Annotated in this window: 18 protein-coding genes and 2 pseudogenes; 11 read left to right on the top strand and 9 right to left on the bottom strand. The window is 70.1% G+C overall.

From position 1 onward, the window contains the following. Positions 1 to 961: 961 nt before the first annotated feature. The 3 genes and pseudogenes from ABEB07_RS35685 to ABEB07_RS35675 form a co-directional block, all read right to left on the bottom strand. On the bottom strand, positions 962 to 1,966 hold the full coding sequence (locus ABEB07_RS35685; RefSeq protein ID WP_345672214.1) for a recombinase family protein: 1,005 nt from the start codon (positions 1,964 to 1,966) through the stop codon (positions 962 to 964). Further along, positions 1,963 to 3,195: pseudogene (locus ABEB07_RS35680) on the bottom strand (MFS transporter); the annotation flags it as partial. The gene ABEB07_RS35685 and the pseudogene ABEB07_RS35680, both read right to left, overlap by 4 nt. Before the next feature lie 137 nt (positions 3,196 to 3,332). Then, positions 3,333 to 4,736: an NAD(P)-binding domain-containing protein gene (locus tag ABEB07_RS35675; RefSeq protein ID WP_345672213.1), complete on the bottom strand. Its 1,404-nt coding sequence runs from the start codon at positions 4,734 to 4,736 to the stop codon at positions 3,333 to 3,335. A 110-nt stretch (positions 4,737 to 4,846) separates the two neighbouring features. Here ABEB07_RS35675 and ABEB07_RS35670 point away from each other — a divergent pair, with 110 nt between their 5' ends. The 4 genes from ABEB07_RS35670 (at position 4,847) to ABEB07_RS35655 (ending at position 7,822) form a co-directional block, all read left to right on the top strand. Continuing rightward, positions 4,847 to 5,908: a flavin-containing monooxygenase gene (locus tag ABEB07_RS35670; RefSeq protein WP_345672220.1), complete on the top strand. Its 1,062-nt coding sequence runs from the start codon at positions 4,847 to 4,849 to the stop codon at positions 5,906 to 5,908. A 42-nt stretch (positions 5,909 to 5,950) separates the two neighbouring features. Next, complete coding sequence (locus ABEB07_RS35665) at positions 5,951 to 6,325, top strand: ArsR/SmtB family transcription factor (RefSeq protein ID WP_345672212.1); 375 nt, start codon at positions 5,951 to 5,953, stop codon at positions 6,323 to 6,325. A gap of 25 nt (positions 6,326 to 6,350) precedes the next feature. Continuing rightward, on the top strand, positions 6,351 to 6,857 hold the full coding sequence (locus tag ABEB07_RS35660; protein ID WP_345672211.1) for a GNAT family N-acetyltransferase: 507 nt from the start codon (positions 6,351 to 6,353) through the stop codon (positions 6,855 to 6,857). 149 nt (positions 6,858 to 7,006) lie between these two features. After that, the gene (locus tag ABEB07_RS35655) at positions 7,007 to 7,822 is read left to right on the top strand and encodes a sulfite exporter TauE/SafE family protein (protein ID WP_345672210.1); all 816 of its coding nucleotides are present in this window, start codon (positions 7,007 to 7,009) and stop codon (positions 7,820 to 7,822) included. A gap of 72 nt (positions 7,823 to 7,894) precedes the next feature. Here ABEB07_RS35655 and ABEB07_RS35650 read toward each other — a convergent pair whose 3' ends face one another. The 3 genes from ABEB07_RS35650 to ABEB07_RS35640 are packed head-to-tail and all read right to left on the bottom strand — an operon-like array spanning position 7,895 to position 10,367. After that, entirely contained in the window at positions 7,895 to 8,953 is a 1,059-nt protein-coding gene (locus ABEB07_RS35650) for an ArsO family NAD(P)H-dependent flavin-containing monooxygenase (RefSeq protein ID WP_345672209.1), read from the bottom strand. Next, positions 8,950 to 10,062: an ACR3 family arsenite efflux transporter gene (arsB, locus tag ABEB07_RS35645; protein ID WP_345672208.1), complete on the bottom strand. Its 1,113-nt coding sequence runs from the start codon at positions 10,060 to 10,062 to the stop codon at positions 8,950 to 8,952. The genes ABEB07_RS35650 and arsB overlap by 4 nt, the downstream gene beginning before the upstream one ends. Further along, a complete protein-coding gene (locus ABEB07_RS35640) occupies positions 10,059 to 10,367 on the bottom strand; it encodes an ArsR/SmtB family transcription factor (RefSeq protein WP_345672206.1) in 309 nt (102 codons plus the stop codon). Before ABEB07_RS35640 ends, arsB begins: the two co-directional genes overlap by 4 nt. 95 nt (positions 10,368 to 10,462) lie before the next feature. Here ABEB07_RS35640 and ABEB07_RS35635 point away from each other — a divergent pair, with 95 nt between their 5' ends. Both ABEB07_RS35635 and trxB read left to right on the top strand, forming a co-directional pair. After that, positions 10,463 to 10,885, top strand: coding sequence for an arsenate reductase ArsC (locus ABEB07_RS35635; RefSeq protein WP_345672219.1), 423 nt, complete (start codon positions 10,463 to 10,465; stop codon positions 10,883 to 10,885). Further along, on the top strand, positions 10,882 to 11,856 hold the full coding sequence (trxB, locus tag ABEB07_RS35630; protein WP_345672205.1) for a thioredoxin-disulfide reductase: 975 nt from the start codon (positions 10,882 to 10,884) through the stop codon (positions 11,854 to 11,856). Before ABEB07_RS35635 ends, trxB begins: the two co-directional genes overlap by 4 nt. Before the next feature lie 120 nt (positions 11,857 to 11,976). Here trxB and ABEB07_RS35625 read toward each other — a convergent pair whose 3' ends face one another. Next, a complete protein-coding gene (locus ABEB07_RS35625; protein ID WP_345672204.1) occupies positions 11,977 to 12,996 on the bottom strand; it encodes a Tn3 family transposase in 1,020 nt (339 codons plus the stop codon). 65 nt (positions 12,997 to 13,061) lie between these two features. Between ABEB07_RS35625 and ABEB07_RS35620 the strand changes: the two genes are divergently transcribed. Further along, positions 13,062 to 13,592, top strand: coding sequence for a hypothetical protein (locus ABEB07_RS35620; RefSeq protein WP_345672203.1), 531 nt, complete (start codon positions 13,062 to 13,064; stop codon positions 13,590 to 13,592). 47 nt (positions 13,593 to 13,639) lie between these two features. Here the strand turns inward: ABEB07_RS35620 and ABEB07_RS35615 are convergent, their stop codons facing one another. Then, on the bottom strand, positions 13,640 to 14,407 hold the full coding sequence (locus ABEB07_RS35615; protein WP_345672202.1) for a site-specific integrase: 768 nt from the start codon (positions 14,405 to 14,407) through the stop codon (positions 13,640 to 13,642). A 6-nt stretch (positions 14,408 to 14,413) separates the two neighbouring features. Between ABEB07_RS35615 and ABEB07_RS35610 the strand changes: the two genes are divergently transcribed. The 4 genes and pseudogenes from ABEB07_RS35610 to ABEB07_RS35595 form a co-directional block, all read left to right on the top strand. After that, positions 14,414 to 14,593 (top strand): hypothetical protein, encoded by a 180-nt coding sequence (locus ABEB07_RS35610; protein ID WP_345672201.1) that lies wholly within the window; start codon positions 14,414 to 14,416, stop codon positions 14,591 to 14,593. After that, complete coding sequence (locus ABEB07_RS35605) at positions 14,590 to 15,120, top strand: MaoC family dehydratase (protein ID WP_345672200.1); 531 nt, start codon at positions 14,590 to 14,592, stop codon at positions 15,118 to 15,120. The genes ABEB07_RS35610 and ABEB07_RS35605 overlap by 4 nt, the downstream gene beginning before the upstream one ends. A 9-nt stretch (positions 15,121 to 15,129) precedes the next feature. Further along, positions 15,130 to 16,293, top strand: a complete 1,164-nt coding sequence (locus ABEB07_RS35600) for a GNAT family N-acetyltransferase (protein ID WP_345672198.1) — start codon at positions 15,130 to 15,132, stop codon at positions 16,291 to 16,293. Between the two features lie 172 nt (positions 16,294 to 16,465). Further along, a pseudogene (locus tag ABEB07_RS35595) lies at positions 16,466 to 16,540 on the top strand (hypothetical protein); the annotation flags it as partial. A gap of 408 nt (positions 16,541 to 16,948) precedes the next feature. On the opposite strand, the gene ABEB07_RS35590 reads toward ABEB07_RS35595, so the two are convergent. Continuing rightward, the gene (locus ABEB07_RS35590; protein WP_425589139.1) at positions 16,949 to 18,466 is read right to left on the bottom strand and encodes a hypothetical protein; all 1,518 of its coding nucleotides are present in this window, start codon (positions 18,464 to 18,466) and stop codon (positions 16,949 to 16,951) included. Positions 18,467 to 18,909 lie beyond the last annotated feature (443 nt).

The raw sequence follows: 18,909 nt of genomic DNA, 5'->3' as shown, positions 1-18,909 counted from the left end.
CCGAGGATCGCTCATGTGGTTGAAGCACCTCACCTCAACCACATGATCCGAACCTCAAACAGCCCCTAGGTGGCTCAACAGCTCTGCATCTATGAGTTTTTGGTGCGCTGCGTGTTTTAGGACAGGCTGGGTTTCCATCTCCATGTATGGCAGTAATGGCCGGGATATGATCCAAGGGGCGGTGCGGGCCGTAGTTCAGACGAAGCAGACTCCACCATTCCGGACAGTGGCTCTCGGGTTCGCGGTCTGCGCCGGGTGGTGCCGGTCTGTGCGGCATCGCATGCCGAAGGGCGAAGCTCGAGGCCATACGTCACGCGGACGCTTGTGATGCGGCTGCGTAACCCATCTTCCGCCGGATCGATCGCCCGGGCGCGTCGGTGGCAGCAAGTCAGAAACGAGGTGCCCCCGGGAGACGCCAGTCAGTTGGGGGCGGTGCGGGACGGCCACGGCTCAGCCAGCATGTCCACCAGCCCGGGGCGGATCCTCCTGACGAAATGTCCGGAAGAGACGTCTTGACGAGGCGGCGACCGAGCGCCGGACGGCGGCGCCCGCACTGAGTTCACGTGGCTACGTGTCGCTTGTCGTCCGCGGACGACAAGCGACACCACACCCGTCTTCTTGTCTCTCAAGCCATGAAAGTCGCCACTGCTGTGCGCTCGCGACCAGTGCCAGCCGGACGCTCACGGCGGCGTGCTCGCTGAGCATCGCCGCCAATACGGCCGTCTCGGTCTGCCCGCTGTTCCCCATGCCTGGCTCCCCCGCCCCAGTGAGGTTCCCACGAGATGCGGGAAGTGGTGACAGCAGGTCAGAGGGGGCTGCGGGCGCGGGGAGCACAGGGGCATGCGAGCCCATCGGCACGTGTACGTGGGACCATCCCCGCGGGCGCGGGAAGCACCTCACGCGCTTGGGGTCCGGGTGTGAGCAGTTGGAGTACAGGAAATCCCGGTGAGAACGATCATGGTTACGAGCTGAGCGCCACGGCGTCCGGACTGGGCCGGGGGGCGTCGCCGGCCTGGAGGGCGGCGAAGTCGGCGTGAGCTTGCTCGACGGCTTCGGGGTACGCCTCGCGCTTGGCGTGCTCGGCCAGCGCCCGGTAGATGCTGGCCACCGAGGGGTTCTGTCCCTTGCGCTTGCCGGTGGGGATGATCAGGTCGGGCTGGATCTGCTCGACGGACTCCCCGTTCGCCCGGCGCCGCAGCACGGTGTGGAGCATGTCCTCGGTGATGACGGGCGGCCGACCTCCGTGCTTGCCTTTGCGGGCCGCGGTGTCGAGCCCTTCGAGCGTCGATTCCCGGATGTTCTCCCGCTCGGTCTCCGCCATCGCGGCGAAGAACGCGAACAGCAGCTTCCCCGGACCTGTCGGGTCGTAGATTCCGGGCAGGGGCCCGGCCAGCATCTCCAGCACCAGGCCGTGCGCGGTGAGGTGATCGGCGAGCGCGGTCAGCTCGGCGGCGTCCCGCCCGAGCCGCTTCATCTCGTACACGGTGAAGATGACCCGGCAGTGCGGGGCGTGTGCCTTGACCTCCCGGGCCGTCCTCAGCGCCTCCTCGAACTTCGGGCGGACCCGCACCCGGGTGCTGATCTTCTCGCTGAAGATCTTGTCGCGGGGGATGCCGTGCCCCGCGAGCGCGTCGAGCTGGGAGTCGAGTTCCCGCCCGAGGGTCGAGCACCGCGCGTAGCCGATGCGGATGTCCGCGCTCGGCAGGTCCGGGTTGATCGGCGCTGGCGGCGGGGTGCCCGGCCGCCACGGGCGGCCTGGGCCTCGGTCGGCCGGGGTCGGCACCCGCAGCTCCTTCTTCAGCCGGGGCACCATCGTGAAGCGGCGGGTGTGGTAGGCGGAGGCGACCGCGCCGCCGCGCGAGCGGCACGGTGAGCCGGGCTGGGTGTCGCACTTCGGACAGGCGTGCTGCTCGACGTCGTCGGCGTCCGACCGGTGGTTCGGAGAGGGTGGCTGAGGGCCCGTCATGAGCCCAGATTTTCGCACAATGCAAGTCTCAGAAGGCGGTCCATCCCGCTTTTGAGCGAGAACAGGTTCTGAGAGCAAACCCGGATCCGGCGGCGGCCGGGCAGCCCGCAAGTGATCTTGCTCGCGCAAAGGACCGTTTGTGAGAGTTCCTCAGTGGCGTGCGACGGTGCCTGTCCATGGCGAGGCAAGGGCGGCGGCCACGGAGACGATGGCCAGAAGGAAGAACAGTGGCTCGTAGCCGCCGAGGGCACAGCCAGGGCGGCGCTGGCGAACGGCGCGAGGGCTGCGGCGGTGGTCGCTGGTGCTGCGAGGAGGCCGGAGAGGCGACCGTAGTGGGTTGCACCGCAGCGGTAGGTGATGGCGGTGGCCTGGAGCAGGGTGAGATTGCCGCGGACCATGCCAGCCACGACCGACACCGCGATGAGCAGGACGTACGGGCCGGGAACGGCGGCGAAGGCAGCGGTGGTCAGGCCGCCGAGCGCTATCAAGATCGTTGTGCGGGCCGTTGGGGTGGTGCGGCGGGCGAGGGCGGCGTACAGGGTGCGGCCGAGGGTCTGTCCGGCGCCGCCGATGCCGAGCGCCCAGGCGGCCTGGCTGGTGGTGTACCCGCGTTCCAACAGGAGCGGGACGAGCGCGACGACGACGGCGTACATCGCGAAGCCGGACAGGGTGACGGCGGCGGCGAGCAGCAGGAACGGCCGGCTGCGCCTGACCCCAGCAGCGCCTTCGGCCTTGTGGGCCGGGCTGGTGGGGGTATCGGGCCAGGGTGCGCGCAGTGCCAGGGCGTGAGCGGGGATGGTGACGACGGCGAGGATGGCGGCGAGCGCGAGGTAGGTGTGGCGCCAGGACAGGTGGTCGGCGAGGGCCGCGGTCAGGGGTGCGAAGACGGTGGAGGCGAGTCCGCCGGCGAGGGTGACGATGGTCAGGGAGCGGACGTGGTCGGGGGCCCACCAGCGGGTGAGGGCGGCGAAGGCGGGCTGGTAGAAGGTAGCCGCCATCGCGAGTCCGGCCAGCGCCCAACCGGCGATGAAGACCAGGATGTTCGGGGCCGCGGCTACGATCAGCAGGCTGATCACGCCGAGCACGGAGCCGACGGTCATGACGGTGCGCGGGCCTCTTCGGTCGAGGATGCGGCCGACGCGGATCCCGGCAAGGGCGGAGACGACCAGACCGAGCGAGAACGCCGCGGTGGTCGTCCCAGTCGGCCATCCCGTGGCGGCGGTGATCTGCGGATTGAGGACGGGAAACGCGTAGTAGACGATGCCCCAGCTCACGATCTGTGTGGTGCAGAGGGCGGGCAGGGCGGCGCGGGGCCGCGACCGGTCCCCTGTTCCGGTCGCGGCCCCGTCGTGGGTACTGAGGTCGGTCACGAGCCGCAGCAGCCGCCCGCCGGGGCTTCCTCGGCCGCCGCCCCGACCGTGGCGGGAGCGCCGAGCTGGACGAGCTGCGGCGCGGGCGCGCAGCAGCCTCCGCCGTCGCCCTCCTGGGTGTCGGGGGCGTCGAACAGGCCTGCGCCGCCACAGACTCCGGTCTCGGGCAGGGTCAGTTCGACACGGTCGGCCGCGTCGAGGTCGCCGGCGATGGCGGCGGCGACGGAGCGGACCTGCTCGTAGCCGGTCATGGCGAGGAAGGTCGGGGCGCGGCCATAGGACTTCATGCCCACCAGGTACACGCCCTGCTCGGGGTGGGAGAGCTCGCGGTGGCCGTGCGGGTAGACGGTGCCACAGGAGTGCTGGTTGGGGTCGATCAGCGGCGCGAGCTCGACCGGGGCCTGGAGGCGCTCGTCGAGCCCGAGGCGCAGCTCGTCGAGGAAGGACAGGTCGGGGCGGAAGCCGGTCAGCACGATCACCTCGTCGACCGGGTCCAGGCGGCGGCCGTCCTCGCCGACCAGAACCAGGCGGCCGTCGTCTGCCCGCTCGATCGCCTCGGTGCGGAAGCCGGTGACCGCGTCGGCGTGGCCCTCGTCGACGGCGGCCTTCGCCGCCAGGCCCAGGGCGCCGCGCGCCGGGAGCTGGTCGGCTTCACCGCCGCCGAAGGTGGAGCCCGAGATGCCCCGACGCAGGATCCACACGCCCTTCGTGCCCGCTCCGTCGTCGGACTTGGCGAGGTCGGCCAGGTAGGCGAGGGCGGTGAACGCGGAGGCGCCGGAGCCGATCACTGCGGTGCGCTTGCCCGCGTACCGGGCTCGGACGGCGGGGTCCTTCAGGTCCGGCACGCGGTACGTGATCCGGTCCGCGGCGGCCTTCTCGCCGAGCGCGGGCAGTCCGCTGCCGCCGGCCGGGGACGGCGTGGCCCAGGTGCCGGAGGCGTCGATGACGGCGCGGGTGAAGAGGCGCTCCTCACGGCCGTCGGCGTGGGCGATGTGCACGACGAACGGCTGGGCGTCGCGGTCGGCGTCCACGATCCGGTCCCGGCCGGTCCGGGAGACGCCGGTGACGGTGGCGCCGGTGCGGACGCGGTCGCCGAGGACATCGGCGAGCGGCTGCAGGTAGGACTCGGCCCAGTCGCCGCCGGAGGGGTAGGCGGCCGGGTCCGGCCTCGTCCAGCCGGTGGGGGCCAGGAGCTTCTCGGCGGCCGGGTCGACGACCTCACCCCAGGTGGAGAACAGGCGCACATGGCTCCACTCGCGCACCGCGGCGCCGGCAGTGGGCCCGGCTTCCAGGACCAGGGGCTCGATGCCCTGGTCGATGAGGTGGGCGGCGGCGGCCAGACCGGCGGGTCCGGCCCCGATCACGACGACGGGCAGCTCGGTGGTGGCGGGCGCGTTCACGGCGACTCCTTGCGTATTTCGACATCTGTCGATGGCTTGCGCGGCCCAGCATGACACCTGTATTGATGAGCGTCAACATAGACATTCGTCGAACCCAGGGGGATCTGCTGATGGAGTACCTCGACGTCGCCGTGATCGGCGGCGGCCAGTCCGGCCTCGCCGCGGCCCACGCGCTGCTGCGACGCGGGCTGCGGCCGGTGGTGCTGGAGGCGTCCGACCGTGCGGCCGGGTCGTGGCCCCACTACTACGACAGCCTCACACTGTTCTCGCCCGCCCGGTACAGCTCCCTGCCCGGGATGCCGTTTCCCGGCGCCGACCGCGACCGCTACCCGCACCGCGACGAGGTCGTCGCCTACCTCACCGCCTACGTCGGCCGCATGGACGCCGAGATCCGCACCGGCTGCCGCGTCACTGCGGTCCGCCGCACCGGCGACGGCTTCGCAGTGGAACTGGAGGGCGGCGGCCGGCTGTCTGCGCGGGCCGTCGTGGCGGCCTCCGGAACGTTCGGACACCCGCACCGGCCCGCCCTGCCGGGCCTTCAGGAGTTCACCGGGCAGGTGCTGCACGCCGCCGACTACCGCAGCCCAGCCCCCTTCGCCGGCCGCCGGGTCGTCGTGGTCGGGGCCGGGAACTCCGCCGTGCAGATCGCCGCCGAACTCGCCGAGACCGCACGCGTCACGCTCGCCACCCGCGCCCCGGTGAAGTTCGCAGCCCAGCGCGTCCTCGGCCGCGACCTGCACTTCTGGACGGCCCGCACCGGCCTGGACACCGCGCCCCTCGGCCGGTTCCTTGCGCGTCCACCGGCGCAGCCGGTCCTCGACGACGGCCGCTACCGGGCCACCCTGGCCGCCGGACGGCCGGACCGGCGGGGGCTGTTCACAGGCATGGACGGGGTCAAGCTCGTCTGGCCGGGCGGAGAGCAGGAGGAGGTCGACGCGATCGTTCTCGCCACCGGCTACCGCCCCGACCTGCCCTACCTTGCCGGCCTCGACGGCGCTCTCGACGCCGACGGGAACCCACGGCACCGCGAGGGCCTGGCCATCGGGGTGCCGGGGCTGGCGTTCGTGGGGCTGGAGTGGCAGCGCAGCCTGTCGTCGAACTCGCTGCGCGGCGTCGGACGGGACGCGGAACGGATCGCCCGACGCCTGGCCGCCCACCTCGCACGCCGGTGACGGACCTCCCCACACTGGTTCGACATGTGTCAACATAGACGCATGTCGAATGCGAAGGTGCTGCCGCTGCTCGAACCCGCCGACGGTCAGAGTGTGGCCCCGTGCTCCCCGCCGCTGACCGAGCGCCCGATGACCGCCGAGGAGGCCGAGAGGGCCGCGCGGATGTTCAAGGCGCTCGGCGACCCGGTGCGCCTGCGGCTATTCTCCGCCGTGGCCTCCCACGAGGGCGGCGAGGCGTGCGTGTGCGACATCTCCGATGTCGGCGTTTCCCAGCCCACCGTCTCCCACCACCTGAAGAAGCTCAAGGAGGCCGGGCTGCTCACCTCCGAGCGGCGTGGCACCTGGGTCTACTACCGGGTCGAGCCGTCCGTGCTCGCCGCGATGGGCAAGCTGTTGGCCATGCCGGCCGCAGCCTGACCGGGACGGGGAAGGGCACAGCGTGGTGAGCGGATTGGCGAGCGCGGTGATCGTGCCGCTGGAACCGGAGCATGCGAGGCAGGTGCTCGCTATCTATCGCGCCGGGATCGATGAGGGGAACGCCACCTTCGAGACCGTCGCGCCGGCCTGGGAAGCGTTCGACGCGGCGAAGCTGCTCGGCCACCGCTTCGCCGCGGTCGACGCCGACGGGACGGTGCTGGGCTGGGTCGCTGCGAGCCGGGTCTCCGACCGGTGCGCGTACGCGGGCGTGGTCGAGCACTCCGTCTACGTCCACCCCGCCGCCCGCGGCCGCGGCGTCGCCTCCGCCCTGCTGAAGGCTCTGGTGGACTCCACCGAACGGGCCGGGATCTGGACGATCCAGTCCGGGATCTTCCCCAAGAACACCGCCAGCCTCGCCGTCCACCAACGGGCCGGCTTCCGTGTCATCAGCACGCGCGAGCGGATCGGGCGCCACCACGGCGTCTGGCGCGACGTCGTCCTCGTCGAGCGGCGCAGCCCGGCGATCGGCTGAACGCAGACCGCCCCAATGCGCATGCGGTGGCAGCGCGGATGCCGCTGCTCGGAGATCCGGACGAACCCGGACCGGGCACCCGGTGCCTTCGCCCGAAGGAGACGTCGTGCCGTAGCGGGCGGGGGCGGCTGACAGCGAAGATGCCCGGCATGACCACTGACCAGAGCCTTGTTCCGCTGCGCGCGACCCAGTCCATACCTGCGGTGTTCGCTGCCGGAGGGGCCATCGGAGTGCTGGGCGGGGTGATCGGCCTGGGCGGGGCGGAGTTCCGCCTGCCGCTGCTGATCAGCCTCTTCGGGTTCGCCGCCCTCTCCGCGGTCATCCTGAACAAGGCGATGAGCCTGGTCGTCGTCCTGGTCGCACTGCCCGCGCGACTGGCAGCGGCCTCGGCCGCCGAGCTGGCCGCACGCTGGCCCGTCGCGGTCAACCTCCTGGCCGGCAGTCTGATCGGCGCGTGGGCCGGAGCGAGCTGGGCGGTGCGCATGCGCAGCTCCACCCTCTACAAGGTGCTGGCGGCGCTGGTGGTGCTCATGGCAGCCGCTTTGGTGGCCACCCACGTCACCTCCCTGGGCACTCTCTCCCTGCCGCTGTGGGCCCAGGTGCCCGCTGGCGTCGTCGCCGGGTTCGGCATTGGCGTGGTCGCCGCGATCATGGGTGTCGCCGGAGGCGAGCTGCTGATCCCGACGATCGTGCTGCTGTTCGGCCAGGACATCAAGACCGCCGGAAGCCTCTCCCTGCTGGTCTCCCTGCCGACCATGCTGGTCGCCTTCGCCCGCTACAGCCGCGACGGCAGCTTCGCCGTCCTGGGCGCCAACCTCCGCTTCACCCTGGTCATGGCCGCGGGGTCCACCGTCGGCGCCGTCCTCGGCGGACTGCTGCTCGGCGTCTTCCCGGACCTGGTGCTCATCCCCCTGCTGGCCGTGATCCTGCTCGTCTCCGCCATCAAGCTCGCCCGCCATCACTGACGCTGCCACGTCGGTGGGGGCGCCGTCGGCACTCGTGCTGTGCGGGCAGGACCACGGCAGCAGCGCCCGCGCTCACAGGAGCCCGGCGATCTCGCCGACCGCATCCCGGGCCGGGCGGCCGACGCCGATGAGGGTCGCGGAGGCCGGACCGGTCCAATCGCCGTACCCGAGCAGGTGCAGCCGCGGCTCGTCTAGAGCCCGCGTGCCGTCGGTGGGGATGTGGCCGCGCGCACCGCGCAGGTTCAGCGGGGCGAGATGGGCCAGGGCCGGGCGGAAGCCGGTGCACCAGATCACCACGTCGGCGTCGCTCTGGCTGCCGTCGGCCCACCGGACACCGGTTGCCGTCAGCTGCGCGAACATCGGCTTCGCGGTCAGGCGTCCGGCGTCGCGGGCGGCGCGGACCGGTGGCACGGCCACGATGTCGCCGAGTGAGGCGACCCCGCCGGTGTCCGTGCGGCCTGCGTCCAGGGCGCGGCGGCGGGCGGTGGCAACATCGAACAGGGCCCGGCCGTCAATGTCGTCGGGGAGGAACCGCGGTGGGCGCTGGGTCATCCACGTCACCCCGGCCCGGCCGTCCAGGGCGAGGTCGGCGGCGATCTGCGCGCCGGAGTTCCCGCCGCCGACCACGACGACGCGCTGGTCGGCGAAGTCGGCCGGACAGCGGTAGTTCACCGTGTGCAGCTGCCGGCCGGTGAAGACCGATCGGCCGGGGACGGCGGGCAGGAACGGCCTCGACCAGCTGCCGGTCGCGCTGATGACCGCCTTCGCCCGCCACGTGCCGGAGTCCGCTTCGACCAGGAGGCGGTCTGCGTCGCGGCGTACGGCGTCCACGCGGGTGCCGTGCTGGACGGGCAGGTCGTAGCGCTTCTCGTAGTCGGTGAGGTAGTCCACCACGTGCCCGGCCTCCGGGTACGTCTCACCCGGCTGGGCGGGCATGAGTCGGCCGGGCAGCGAGGAGTACGGCGCGGGGGAGAACAGGTGCAGCGAGTCCCACATGTGCCGCCATGCCCCGCCCGGCGCCGCCTCGGCGTCCAGGATCACGAAGTCGAGACCCTGGCGGCGCAAGTGGTAGCCGGCGGCGAGCCCTGCCTGGCCGCCGCCGACCACCACCACGTCCGCGCGCCACGTCACGGGGCCGTCGTCACCGCGTCGGTGGCAAACTTCTTCCGCCAGGCGAGCGCGACGTAGACCAGGCCGATCAGCACCGGCACTTCGATGAGCGGGCCGACGACGCCGGACAGGGCCTGGCCGGAGGTGACGCCGAAGGTGGCGATGGCGACCGCGATGGCCAGCTCGAAGTTGTTGCCCGCCGCGGTGAACGCCAGGGTCGTGGTGCGGTCGTAAGCGAGTCCCAGGCCCTTGCCGAGCAGGAAGGTGCCGAAGAACATCACCGCGAAGTACACCAGCAGCGGCAGCGCGATCCGGGCGACATCCAGCGGCTGGGAGGTGATGGTCTTGCCCTGGAGGGCGAAGAGGATGACGATCGTGAACAGCAGTCCGTATAGCGCCCACGGGCCGATCTTCGGCAGGAACTTCGCCTCGTAGTCGGCGCGGCCCAGCTTCTGCTCACCGATGCGGCGGGTCAGGAAGCCGGCCAGCAGCGGGATGCCGAGGAAGATGACGACGTTCAGCGCGATGTGCCAGACGGACACGTCCAGGCCCTGGCCGTCGCCGAGGTTCATCCAGCGCGGCAGCAGGTCGAGGTAGAACCAGCCCAGCAGGCCGAACGCGAGAACCTGGAACACCGAGTTCAGGGCGACCAAGACGGCGGCAGCCTCGCGGTCGCCGCAGGCGAGGTCGTTCCAGATGATGACCATGGCGATGCAGCGGGCCAGGCCGACGATGATCAGGCCGGTGCGGTACTCCGGCAGGTCCGGCAGGAAGATCCACGCCAGGGCGAACATCACCGCCGGTCCCACGATCCAGTTGATGACCAGCGAGGAGACCATCAGCTTCTTGTCGCCGGTCACCCGGTCGAGCCGGTCATAGCGGACCTTCGCCAGCACCGGGTACATCATCACGAGCAGGCCGAGCGCGATCGGCAGGGAGATCCCGCCGATCTCGATCTTCGCGAGCGCGTCGTTCATCCCCGGAATCAGGCGGCCCAGGCCCAGACCGATGGCCATGGCCAGCAGGATCCACACCGCGAGGTAGCGGTCTAGCGTGGAGAGCTTCTTGACGATCGAGTCGTCCCCACCGCCAGTCGGAGCGGGGGCGGTGGTGGGCTCGGTGGAGGTCACGGGCAGGCCCTCTTGTTGTCGGCGGCGGTGCGGGCGGAGGCGGCCAGCTCGGCGAACTGCTCGGACAGGCCGGCCAGGACCTCGGGCTTGAGCTTGTAGTAGGTGAAGCGGCCACACGGCTCGGTCTCCACGATCCCGGCCTCGCGCAGCACCTTCATGTGGTTGGAGAGGTTGGTCTGCTTGGCTCCGGTCTCCTCGACCAGGTGCGTCGTGCAGAGCGTCTCGCGCGCCAGCAGGGTCACGATCTGAAGGCGGAGCGGATCGCCCAGCACCCGGATCACATCAGGATCGACTGAAGTCAGCATGCACTGATACTCTCACATCAACGCTCGCTGATACCAGCGGGGGCTGAAGTCATTGGTGGCTGGGTTCCGCCATGCGACGAGAGAGAACGATCACCATGGCCGACAAGCCGTCCGTCCTGTTCGTCTGTGTCCACAACGCCGGCCGCTCCCAGATGGCCGCCGCGTGGCTGACCCACCTGGCCGGCGACCGCGTCGAGGTCCGCTCCGCCGGCTCCAACCCCGGCGACCAGATCAACCCGGCCGCCGTCGAAGCGATGGCCGAGGTCGGCATCGACATCTCCAAGGAGACGCCGAAGATCCTCACCATCGACGCGGTGAAGGAGTCGGACGTGTGCATCACCATGGGTTGCGGCGACACCTGCCCCGTCTTCCCCGGCAAGCGCTACCTGGACTGGAAGCTGGACGACCCGGCCGGCCAGGGCGTCGAGGCCGTCCGCCCGATCCGCGACGAGATCAAGACCCTGGTGGAGGGCCTGATCGCCGAGATCGCCCCGGCGAAGCCGGAGGCGACGGCGTGAGCGAGATACGCGAGGTCGTCATCATCGGCTCCGGCCCTGCCGGATACACCGCCGCGCTCTACAGCGCCCGCGCCCAGCTCAAGCCCCTGCTGTTCGGCAGCTCCATCTTCGTCGGCGGCTCGCTCACGACCACCACCGAGGTCGAGAACTTCCCCGGCTTCCCCGACGGCGTCGACGGCCCCGTCCTCATGGAGAACATGCGGGCCCAGGCCGAAAAGTTCGGCGCCGAGATGATCGACGACGACATCGTCGAGGTGGACCTCACCGGCGACATCAAGCTGCTCACCGACTCCGCCGGCACCGTCCACCGCGCGAAGACGGTGATCATCGCCACCGGCTCCGGTTACCGCAAGCTCGGCCTGCCGAAGGAGGACGAACTGTCCGGCCGGGGCGTGTCCTGGTGTGCGACCTGCGACGGGTTCTTCTTCCGTGACCGCGACATCATCGTGGTCGGCGGCGGCGACACCGCCATGGAGGAAGCCACCTGCCTCACCCGCTTCGCCCGCTCGGTCACCGTCGTCCACCGCCGCTCCACCCTGCGCGCCTCCAAGGTCATGCAGGACCGGGCCTTCTCCGACAACAAGATCTCCTTCGCCTTCGACAGCGAGATCGCCGAGATCAAGGAGACGAACGGCATGCTCGCTGGCGTCGTCCTGCGCGACGTCCTCACCTGCGCCACCCGCGACCTGGACGTCACGGGGCTGTTCATCGCCATCGGGCACGACCCGCGCACCGAGCTCTTCAAGGGCCAGCTCGCCCTGGACACCGATGGCTACGTCACCGTCGCGTCCCCGACGACGCGCACCAGCCTGCCCGGCGTGTTCGCCGCCGGCGACGTCGTCGACCACACTTACCGCCAGGCCATCACCGCCGCCGGAACCGGCGCGGCAGCCGCCCTGGACGCCGAGCGCTACCTCGCTGCGCGCGGTACCGCCGAGACCGAGCCGGAGACCGTCGCAGTCCCTGTCTGATCCGCACACAACGACGGCGTGGCCCGCTCCCACGAGTTCTCGGGGACCGGCTCACGCCGTCACCGTTCCCTTCCGGGACGGCCTGGTCGTGCGTTCGCGCACGACACCGGTTGCCCGGCGTCAAGGCAGAGGTTGCCCGACGCGTGCACTGTGCGAGAGACGCGGGCCGGGCACTGCCGCCGCGCGGGCGGCCGGATCCAGGTCGAGACGGCTGTTCATGTCCAGCTCGAACCGGCCGTAGGGGTTCACGTGCGTCCAGAACAGCGGTGACAGGGCCCACCGGTCGGCGTCGGTGAGCATGTCGGCCCACTTCTCCTCGGCGAGGAGCTGCTGCATCAGCAACGTGTTGACGTGCACGAGGGCGGACTGCAGCAGGTGTAGGGCGAGCATGGACACCTCCTGGGACTCCTTGTCCGCCCCGGCCAGGTCGCCGTCCTTGCCGTAGAAGAGGTCCTTGTTCGCCGAGTTCCAGTTCTCCACCACCTGCAACCCTTCGTGGATCTCCTGCCGCAGCTCGGCGTCGGCCAGGTAGTCGCAGACGAACGCCGTCCGCACCGCCCGCCCGAGCTCCTCGATCGCCTGGTACGTGGGGTGCTTCGGGCCGCCGCGGGTGAAGCGGCGCAGGACCTGCTCGGCCTCTGCGGTGCCCAGGCGCAGCGCGGTGGTGTACTTCACGATCTGGTCGTACTGCTGGCGGATCAAGTCCCAGTTGATCGTCTTGGTCGAGAGCACCGGCGCGAGGTGAGGCCACCTCTCGTCCTCGCCTGCGGCCGGCCGGTACAGCTTCGCGGAGCCGATGTTCTTCAGCCTCGGCATGAGCTTGAAGTCGAGCATGTGGGCGAAGGCGAAGCCGACGATGGACGCGCCATGGGTGTCGGTGTACTGCCGACCGATCTCCATGTCGGTGCAGTGCCGCAGCACACCCTCGATCATCGAGGCGACCTCGGAGGCCGAACAGGACTTGAGCTGGGAGTAGATGCATACCGACTTCCGCTCGACGTGCCAGTAGATCATCACGCCGGGGCCGGAAGCGCGCGGGTTCGTGGATTCCTGGATGAGCCTGGCCGGTAACCCACGGGGGATGCGGTGGCTGAGCGGGAAGTCCCGCGCGTGTTCGCGCTTTGGCGGAGAGCCGTCCATTCATCCGCCAGAGGGCGTCAGGGGACCCTCTGGCGGATGACGGACGGCTTGGACAGAATGCCGCAGTGTCTGTGCTTCAGTTTGCTTCGTCCATCGCGTGGCCGCTCGTCGCGCTCTGTGCCCTTGGCCTGATCGGCTTTGCCATCCGAAGCCTCAGTCCGGACACGGTGCGCACGGCGTTCCTCACCAGAGATCTGAACCTGAAGGTGCCGGGCGGCTTGGAGGTCGGCTGGTCGGTTTCGCCGGAAGCCTTGCGAGCAGCCACGGCGACGGACGAGTCCTTGGCACTTACGCAGAGCGGACAACCCCTCGTCTCAACAAGCGAGCTCCGCCGAGAGGCTGTTGAGCAGATCGTCGCGGGGGCTCTGCGAGCGGGCTGGAGTTGGGGGCGTGGTGCCCTCGGATCGGCCGTTGCTCCCCCAGAGGTGCGAGTGGACTGGACAAGTGATATGCCCCAGGTCACGGTCGACTTCGCATTTCCTGAGTCGTATGACGGCGAGGATTCACAGGTGGCTGCGTCTCGGGCCGCTCTTGCCCGAGCACTCGCCGGCAGGGAGATCAGCATCACCGTGGCGCCGCCGAGCAGCAACGGATGACCCTCCTTGGCGGACAAGGCGGAAGCGATTTTCAGGGGCCGTGATGGTCATCGCCAGAGGGTGGACCGGCGTTCGGGATGGGCGGTGTCGATGTACTTCATCGCGGTCTCGGCGGCGAGACCGAAGACGCCCATGAGGTGGACGGGGTCGGCGGTCTGGCGGGCCTCGTCGAGGATGCGGTCCTGGCGGAGCTTGGACAGGGTGAGGCCGAGTGGCCGGAAGATGTCGTTCATGACCATGGTGGAGACGGGCGGCAGACGGTCGTCGGCCACGGTTTGCTGGCTGACCAGCAGGTAGGGGTTGGCCGTCAGGGGCCACCGCTGGTGGCGGTCGCGGAGCCAGTCGCTCGCGAGGATGTGGGTGACTTCGTCGAGGTAGACGGTGTGCCGTAGGTCCCGCCGGACCGTCAGACGACCGCGAGCGAGGTCGAGATCGGTCAGGAGGAGGAAGCGGGTCTCACGCCGGCCGAGCGCGTGGATGGCGACGAGCGCGACGACGAACTTCGCCATCGGAGTATCGGCCCGGCCAATCAGGCCGCGGAGGCGGTCGGTGGGGATGGGCACGGGCAGGCGTTCGGAAGTGGACAGCGAGACGCTGCGGGTGGGGTCGCGGAAGATCACCCGCTCCTGCTTGAGAGCCTGGAAGAGACTGCGAAGAGCGCTGAGAAGGTCCCGCCCCGTAGAGCCGGGTCGTTGTTCGAGGGCGTCTTGGACATCATTCTTGGTGATCTCGCGCAGGCTGGTGACGCGGGTGGCCCAGTCCGTCAGGACCGGGTGGAGGTAGCCGAGGTACTTGCGGATCGTCTCGAACGGCATCGCGGGGTGTTCGCGGCGGCCGACGTCTTCACACCCACCACCGAAGAGATCGCCCAGGCCCGCGCCATCGTCGCAGCCGCCGACGCCAGCGGCGGAACGGTGACCACCGTGGACGGGCAGATGCGCGGCACCCCCTTCTTCAACGCCGCCCGCGCGCTCGTCGCCGAAGCGGACCGCACATCATGAGCACCATCCTGCCCCACGGATACCGCCAGATCGGCGAGGACCGGTTCCGCGAGAGCGTCGGCCTCTCCTACCCCGAACTCGCCCCCGGCCTGGTCATCAAGCACCGGCCCGGCCGGACCGTCACCGAACTCGACAACCTCCTCGGCGCCGCCCTGAGCGGCAACGTCGCCCCCCTCCACACCGACGCCCACTACAGCGGCCAGACCCCGTGGGGCCGCATCCTGGTCTGCTCCGGCGTCACCCTCAACCTCGTGGCCGGCATGACCGTCCGCAGCATCAGCGGCCTGACCACCGCCAACCTCGCCATCGACCGGGTGCGCTTCATCGCCCCGGTCCACATCGGCGACACCCTGTACGCCGAAACGAGGATTCTCACCCGCCGGGCCTGCGAGGGCCGTCCCGACACCGGGGTCATCACCTGCCACACCACCGCCCACAACCAGGCGGGCACCGGCGTCCTGACCTTCACCCGCGCCTTCCTCGTGCCTCTGGACGCCGATGCCGCCCGCGACGCCACCCACTACTGAAGGCGGACGATGAACCAGCTGACCTTCGACCCAGCCAACGACGGTCGGTGGGAGCAGTACGACCAGCTCGCCACCCGCGCCTACGGCCACCCGATCGGCGACATCACCCACCTGCGCGAACACGCCGACCTCCAGGTCGCCGTCCGCGGGGGCCGGGTCGTCGCCGGCGGCCTCGGCCTCCTCGTCGACCAGTTCTTCGGCGGCGCTCCCGTCCCCAGCGCCTGCCTCGGCGACGGCTGCGTGGCCCCCGAGGAACGCGGCGAGCACCTGGCCACCGACATGACGGCCGCACGACTGCGCCCCCTGCCCGAGCGTGGAGCGGTGATCTCCACGATCAGCACGTCGTCCACCGGCTATGCCCGCCGCCTCGGCTGGGAAGCCCCCACCCACGTTCTCGCCTGGGCGGTGGCCACCGACGACCTCCAGCGCTGCTTCGCCGCTGAGGACTTCGAGGTCGAGCACGGACTGACCGACGAAGCCGAAGTCCTCCAACGCGACCTCGCCCGCCAGTGGAACGGCCCCGTCCATCGGCCCACCTGGTGGACCCGGTGGAAGCAGGACAAGGACAACCTCACCACCTACCGCTTCGCCCGACCCGGTCACCCCACCGCCGACCTGCTCAGTCTCACCACCAAACGGCATGAGCGCCACGGCACGAGCCTGACCGTCCACGACTTCTGGGCCGCAGGCCAGCCCGCCGCCGCCATGCTCGCCTTCCTCGCCCGCCACAACACCCGCGCCCGCACCATCACTTTCCGGCGCGGCGCCCTCCCCCCTTACCCGACCCTCCTTCACGGACTCCGCCACCACCGCATCACCGCCGAAGCCTGGCACCCCTGGATGCTCCGCATCCTCGACATCCCCGAGGCCATCCGGCTCCGCGGCTGGCCTGCCGACCTCACCACCGCCGTACCGATCGAGATCGAAAGCGAGGACGGCGACCGGGGCCGGTGGATGCTCCAGATCAAGGCCGGAGCGGCCGAGATCGTCCTTACCCGCGTCCGGGGGCAGGTGACCTTCACGCGGCGCCAGCTCGCGATCTGGTACGCCGGCGGCTACCGGTCCACCACCTCGGCACGCATGGCAGGAGTCCACGCCGTATCGGAGAAGGCGCTCGCGATCCTCGTCCACAGCACGACACAGTTCGAACCCTGGCTACCCGACCACTTCTAGCACCCACGGCAGCACTCCGACTGATGCCCAATGCGGTCCAGGGCCGGGACTGCTGCAGGATCGGGTGACAGTGGGGTTTGTGCAGCCAGGGCTGCGGCTGGGGTCATGATGGTCTCGTACTCGGTGGAAGGCCCGCTACGCGGTCCGCTCCGGAGTCGAGGGCACGGTCAACGAGTTTGCCCACGTGCACGGCATGCGGCGCTGCCGCTACCGAGGACAGGAAAAGCTCACGTCCAGCAGGTCCTGACAGCCATCGCCGTCAACATCGAGCGCCTCAGCGGACTGCCACCAGCCGTGGAAGCACCCACGCCTCGTCAGCCGACTTCCTTCCAAAGGTACCTCGACCGACGGGAGGCTCATCGCCTGAAGTCCTGGCGAAGCCTGAGCACTTGACCTCGACGGCTCCAAGATCCCCGACAGAGTCAAGCTAAGCCGATTGGATGCAGTCGCTGAGCTCGTCAACGGCGGCAGCGTAAGCGCGTCTCGCAGTCCATAGGCACCGGCGGTCGCTGCCACGGCCACTGTGCAGTAGGCGTGTGCGTCTGCCTCCCACCGGCCCGGGGACGGCGGTGAAGGGGCACCGATGCTATGTGTCCGCGGTCGGCGCCGGAGTGCGGCAGGTGGCAGTCATGGGCTGTTCCTTCAGGTTGGCGGTTCAGGCGGAGGCGCAGGTCGAGCAGCGGCCGTCGCCCTCGGGGTGGGCGCGCTTGCGTGTGGGGCCGGGGCAGGTGCGGCACGTCGGCCAGCCGAGGCAGGCCGGGCAGAGGTTCTCACCGGGTGCTGTGGAGGGCAGGCCGCAGTCGGCGCACTCGACGAGGGCCCGGTAGGTGAGGGCCTGGGGAACGGAGCGGGCTGCGGCCGCCGTCGACGACCGCTCCGGCACCGCCACTGTGAACGGTGCGTCCGGCGAGGCGGTTTCGCGGCGGGCGGTGGTGGGGGCAGGCGGAGGGTAGGTCTGGGCGGTGCGAAGTCGGGCGGCGATGATCGCACCGACCGAGGTGCGTACTGGAGTCGGCAGGGGGCGGCCGGTGATGATGTGGTGCAGTTGTTCGGTGCTCCAGCCGGTTTCCATCATCACGGTCGCCACGCGGCCCTGGTCGGTCAGCGCCCGGCCGGTCAGCAGCAGTTCGGGGTGGCTCGCTCCGATCTGGAGCAGGAGTCGGATGCCCGGGTGCATCGCGTCTGCCCGAGGCGGTGGCTTGGGAGTCGTTGTCGCGTGCGAGGGGACCGTCCGTCCATGTGTGTGTGCGGGCTTGCTGCGGTCGCACGGACGGAGGGGGTTGGTCTTCTGCTTGTTGGTCTTCTTGACGATGGTGTTCTTAGTGACGGGATGGGCCAACACTGGCTCAGCCAATCCTGGATAGCCCGACTCTGGCGATGAGCTGGTGTTTCGCTGGGCGGGCAGGTCGGTGATGAAGTACAGGGCCTGGCCGAGCGTGCCGTCGGGGCTGCGGTCTCGCTCGCGCAGGAGGAATCCGTGCTGCTGGAGTTGTGTCAGGCCGGTGGTGATGGCGTCGACGCGTTCGCAGCCGTGCCGGGCCAGGTTGGCGAGGGTGATCTGCCAGCCGTCCCGGTGCGTGCTGAGGTAGCCGAACAGGCCCTTCGCCTTGAAGGAGAGCCGGCTGTCGCGGAACAGCGCGTTCGCGATCTGGGTGAAGTGGTCGTCGGCCATCACGCCGCGACGGATCCCCGCTCGGCAGCCGGTGTCGCCGACGGGTTTCCGGACGGCCGGTGCCGGGCCGGTCGATGGATCGTCCGGAGCGGCGGGCCGGTCGGTGATGCTGTAGACGATCTCTCCCAGGGTGCCGTCGGGGCGGCGCACGCGATCACGGACCAGGTAGCCGAACTTCTCCAATTCTTTCAGCCCCTTGCGTACCGCGTCGCGACCGTCGGGACCCAGCGCGACGAGGCCGGTGACGGTCACCCGCCATCCGTTGCGGTGGGTGCTGATGCAGCCGAAGATCCCCTTGGCCCGGTACGAGATCCGGCTGTCGCGGAACAGCCCGTTCGCGATCTGGGTGAACTGATCGGCCGCCATCACCCCGCGGCGGACACCGGATCCATAACCACTCACCGCGCCGCCCCCGGGGATGTGGCGGCCGCGGGAGCGCACCGCGCCCGCCGGGGCGGTACGACCGGTGGGCACGGGTGCGACGAGAGACGTACGTTCCATCCGGTCAGCTCACCGACCGGCCCCAACCAGGTCGGCGGCCACGATCCCCGACCATTGATCACAATCCAGCAACGCAACCGCCTAGCCGCCGTGGTCGGGGTTGTGGTCAGGCCGGACACGCCTACTCAGTAGGGTGCGCATGCCCGTTGCGCAGCCAAGTGAGCGCGTGCGCAGCCAAATCGCGTGCGCCGAATCCGCAGTTCGGCCCGTGAGCCCGATATCTTCCTGCGCGAATCCGGTGGTGCGGTCGCGAAGGGTGCCCCAGTGCACAAGGTGGTGTCCTTGTGCGTACTTGAGTGCAAGGGGCAGGTTTCGGTCCATCCCGTCGGCAGGATGCTGTCGCAGAGCAACGAGCAGAGCACCGCCTACGCTCCTCGGCATCGTGGTCGGGTCTGTGGTCGGGCCGACCACAGACCCGACCAGGGCTTCGTATCCCCATTGTG

This window comes from Streptomyces similanensis (genome assembly GCF_039543625.1).
In the GTDB taxonomy this organism is placed as follows: domain Bacteria; phylum Actinomycetota; class Actinomycetes; order Streptomycetales; family Streptomycetaceae; genus Streptomyces; species Streptomyces similanensis.
This window is presented reverse-complemented; position numbering and strand designations above follow the sequence as displayed.

Bases quoted from the DNA above. Each gene is read 5' to 3' on its own strand.
- ABEB07_RS35625 (WP_345672204.1), bottom strand. From the start codon at position 12,996: ATGGACGGCTCTCCGCCAAAGCGCGAACACGCGCGGGACTTCCCGCTC.
- ABEB07_RS35605 (WP_345672200.1), top strand. From the start codon at position 14,590: ATGAGCACCATCCTGCCCCACGGATACCGCCAGATCGGCGAGGACCGG.
- ABEB07_RS35590 (WP_425589139.1), bottom strand. From the start codon at position 18,466: ATGGAACGTACGTCTCTCGTCGCACCCGTGCCCACCGGTCGTACCGCC.
- ABEB07_RS35655 (WP_345672210.1), top strand. From the start codon at position 7,007: ATGACCACTGACCAGAGCCTTGTTCCGCTGCGCGCGACCCAGTCCATA.
- ABEB07_RS35615 (WP_345672202.1), bottom strand. From the start codon at position 14,407: ATGCCGTTCGAGACGATCCGCAAGTACCTCGGCTACCTCCACCCGGTC.
- ABEB07_RS35685 (WP_345672214.1), bottom strand. From the start codon at position 1,966: ATGACGGGCCCTCAGCCACCCTCTCCGAACCACCGGTCGGACGCCGAC.
- ABEB07_RS35600 (WP_345672198.1), top strand. From the start codon at position 15,130: ATGAACCAGCTGACCTTCGACCCAGCCAACGACGGTCGGTGGGAGCAG.
- ABEB07_RS35635 (WP_345672219.1), top strand. From the start codon at position 10,463: ATGGCCGACAAGCCGTCCGTCCTGTTCGTCTGTGTCCACAACGCCGGC.
- ABEB07_RS35640 (WP_345672206.1), bottom strand. From the start codon at position 10,367: ATGCTGACTTCAGTCGATCCTGATGTGATCCGGGTGCTGGGCGATCCG.
- ABEB07_RS35665 (WP_345672212.1), top strand. From the start codon at position 5,951: ATGTCGAATGCGAAGGTGCTGCCGCTGCTCGAACCCGCCGACGGTCAG.
- ABEB07_RS35670 (WP_345672220.1), top strand. From the start codon at position 4,847: ATGGAGTACCTCGACGTCGCCGTGATCGGCGGCGGCCAGTCCGGCCTC.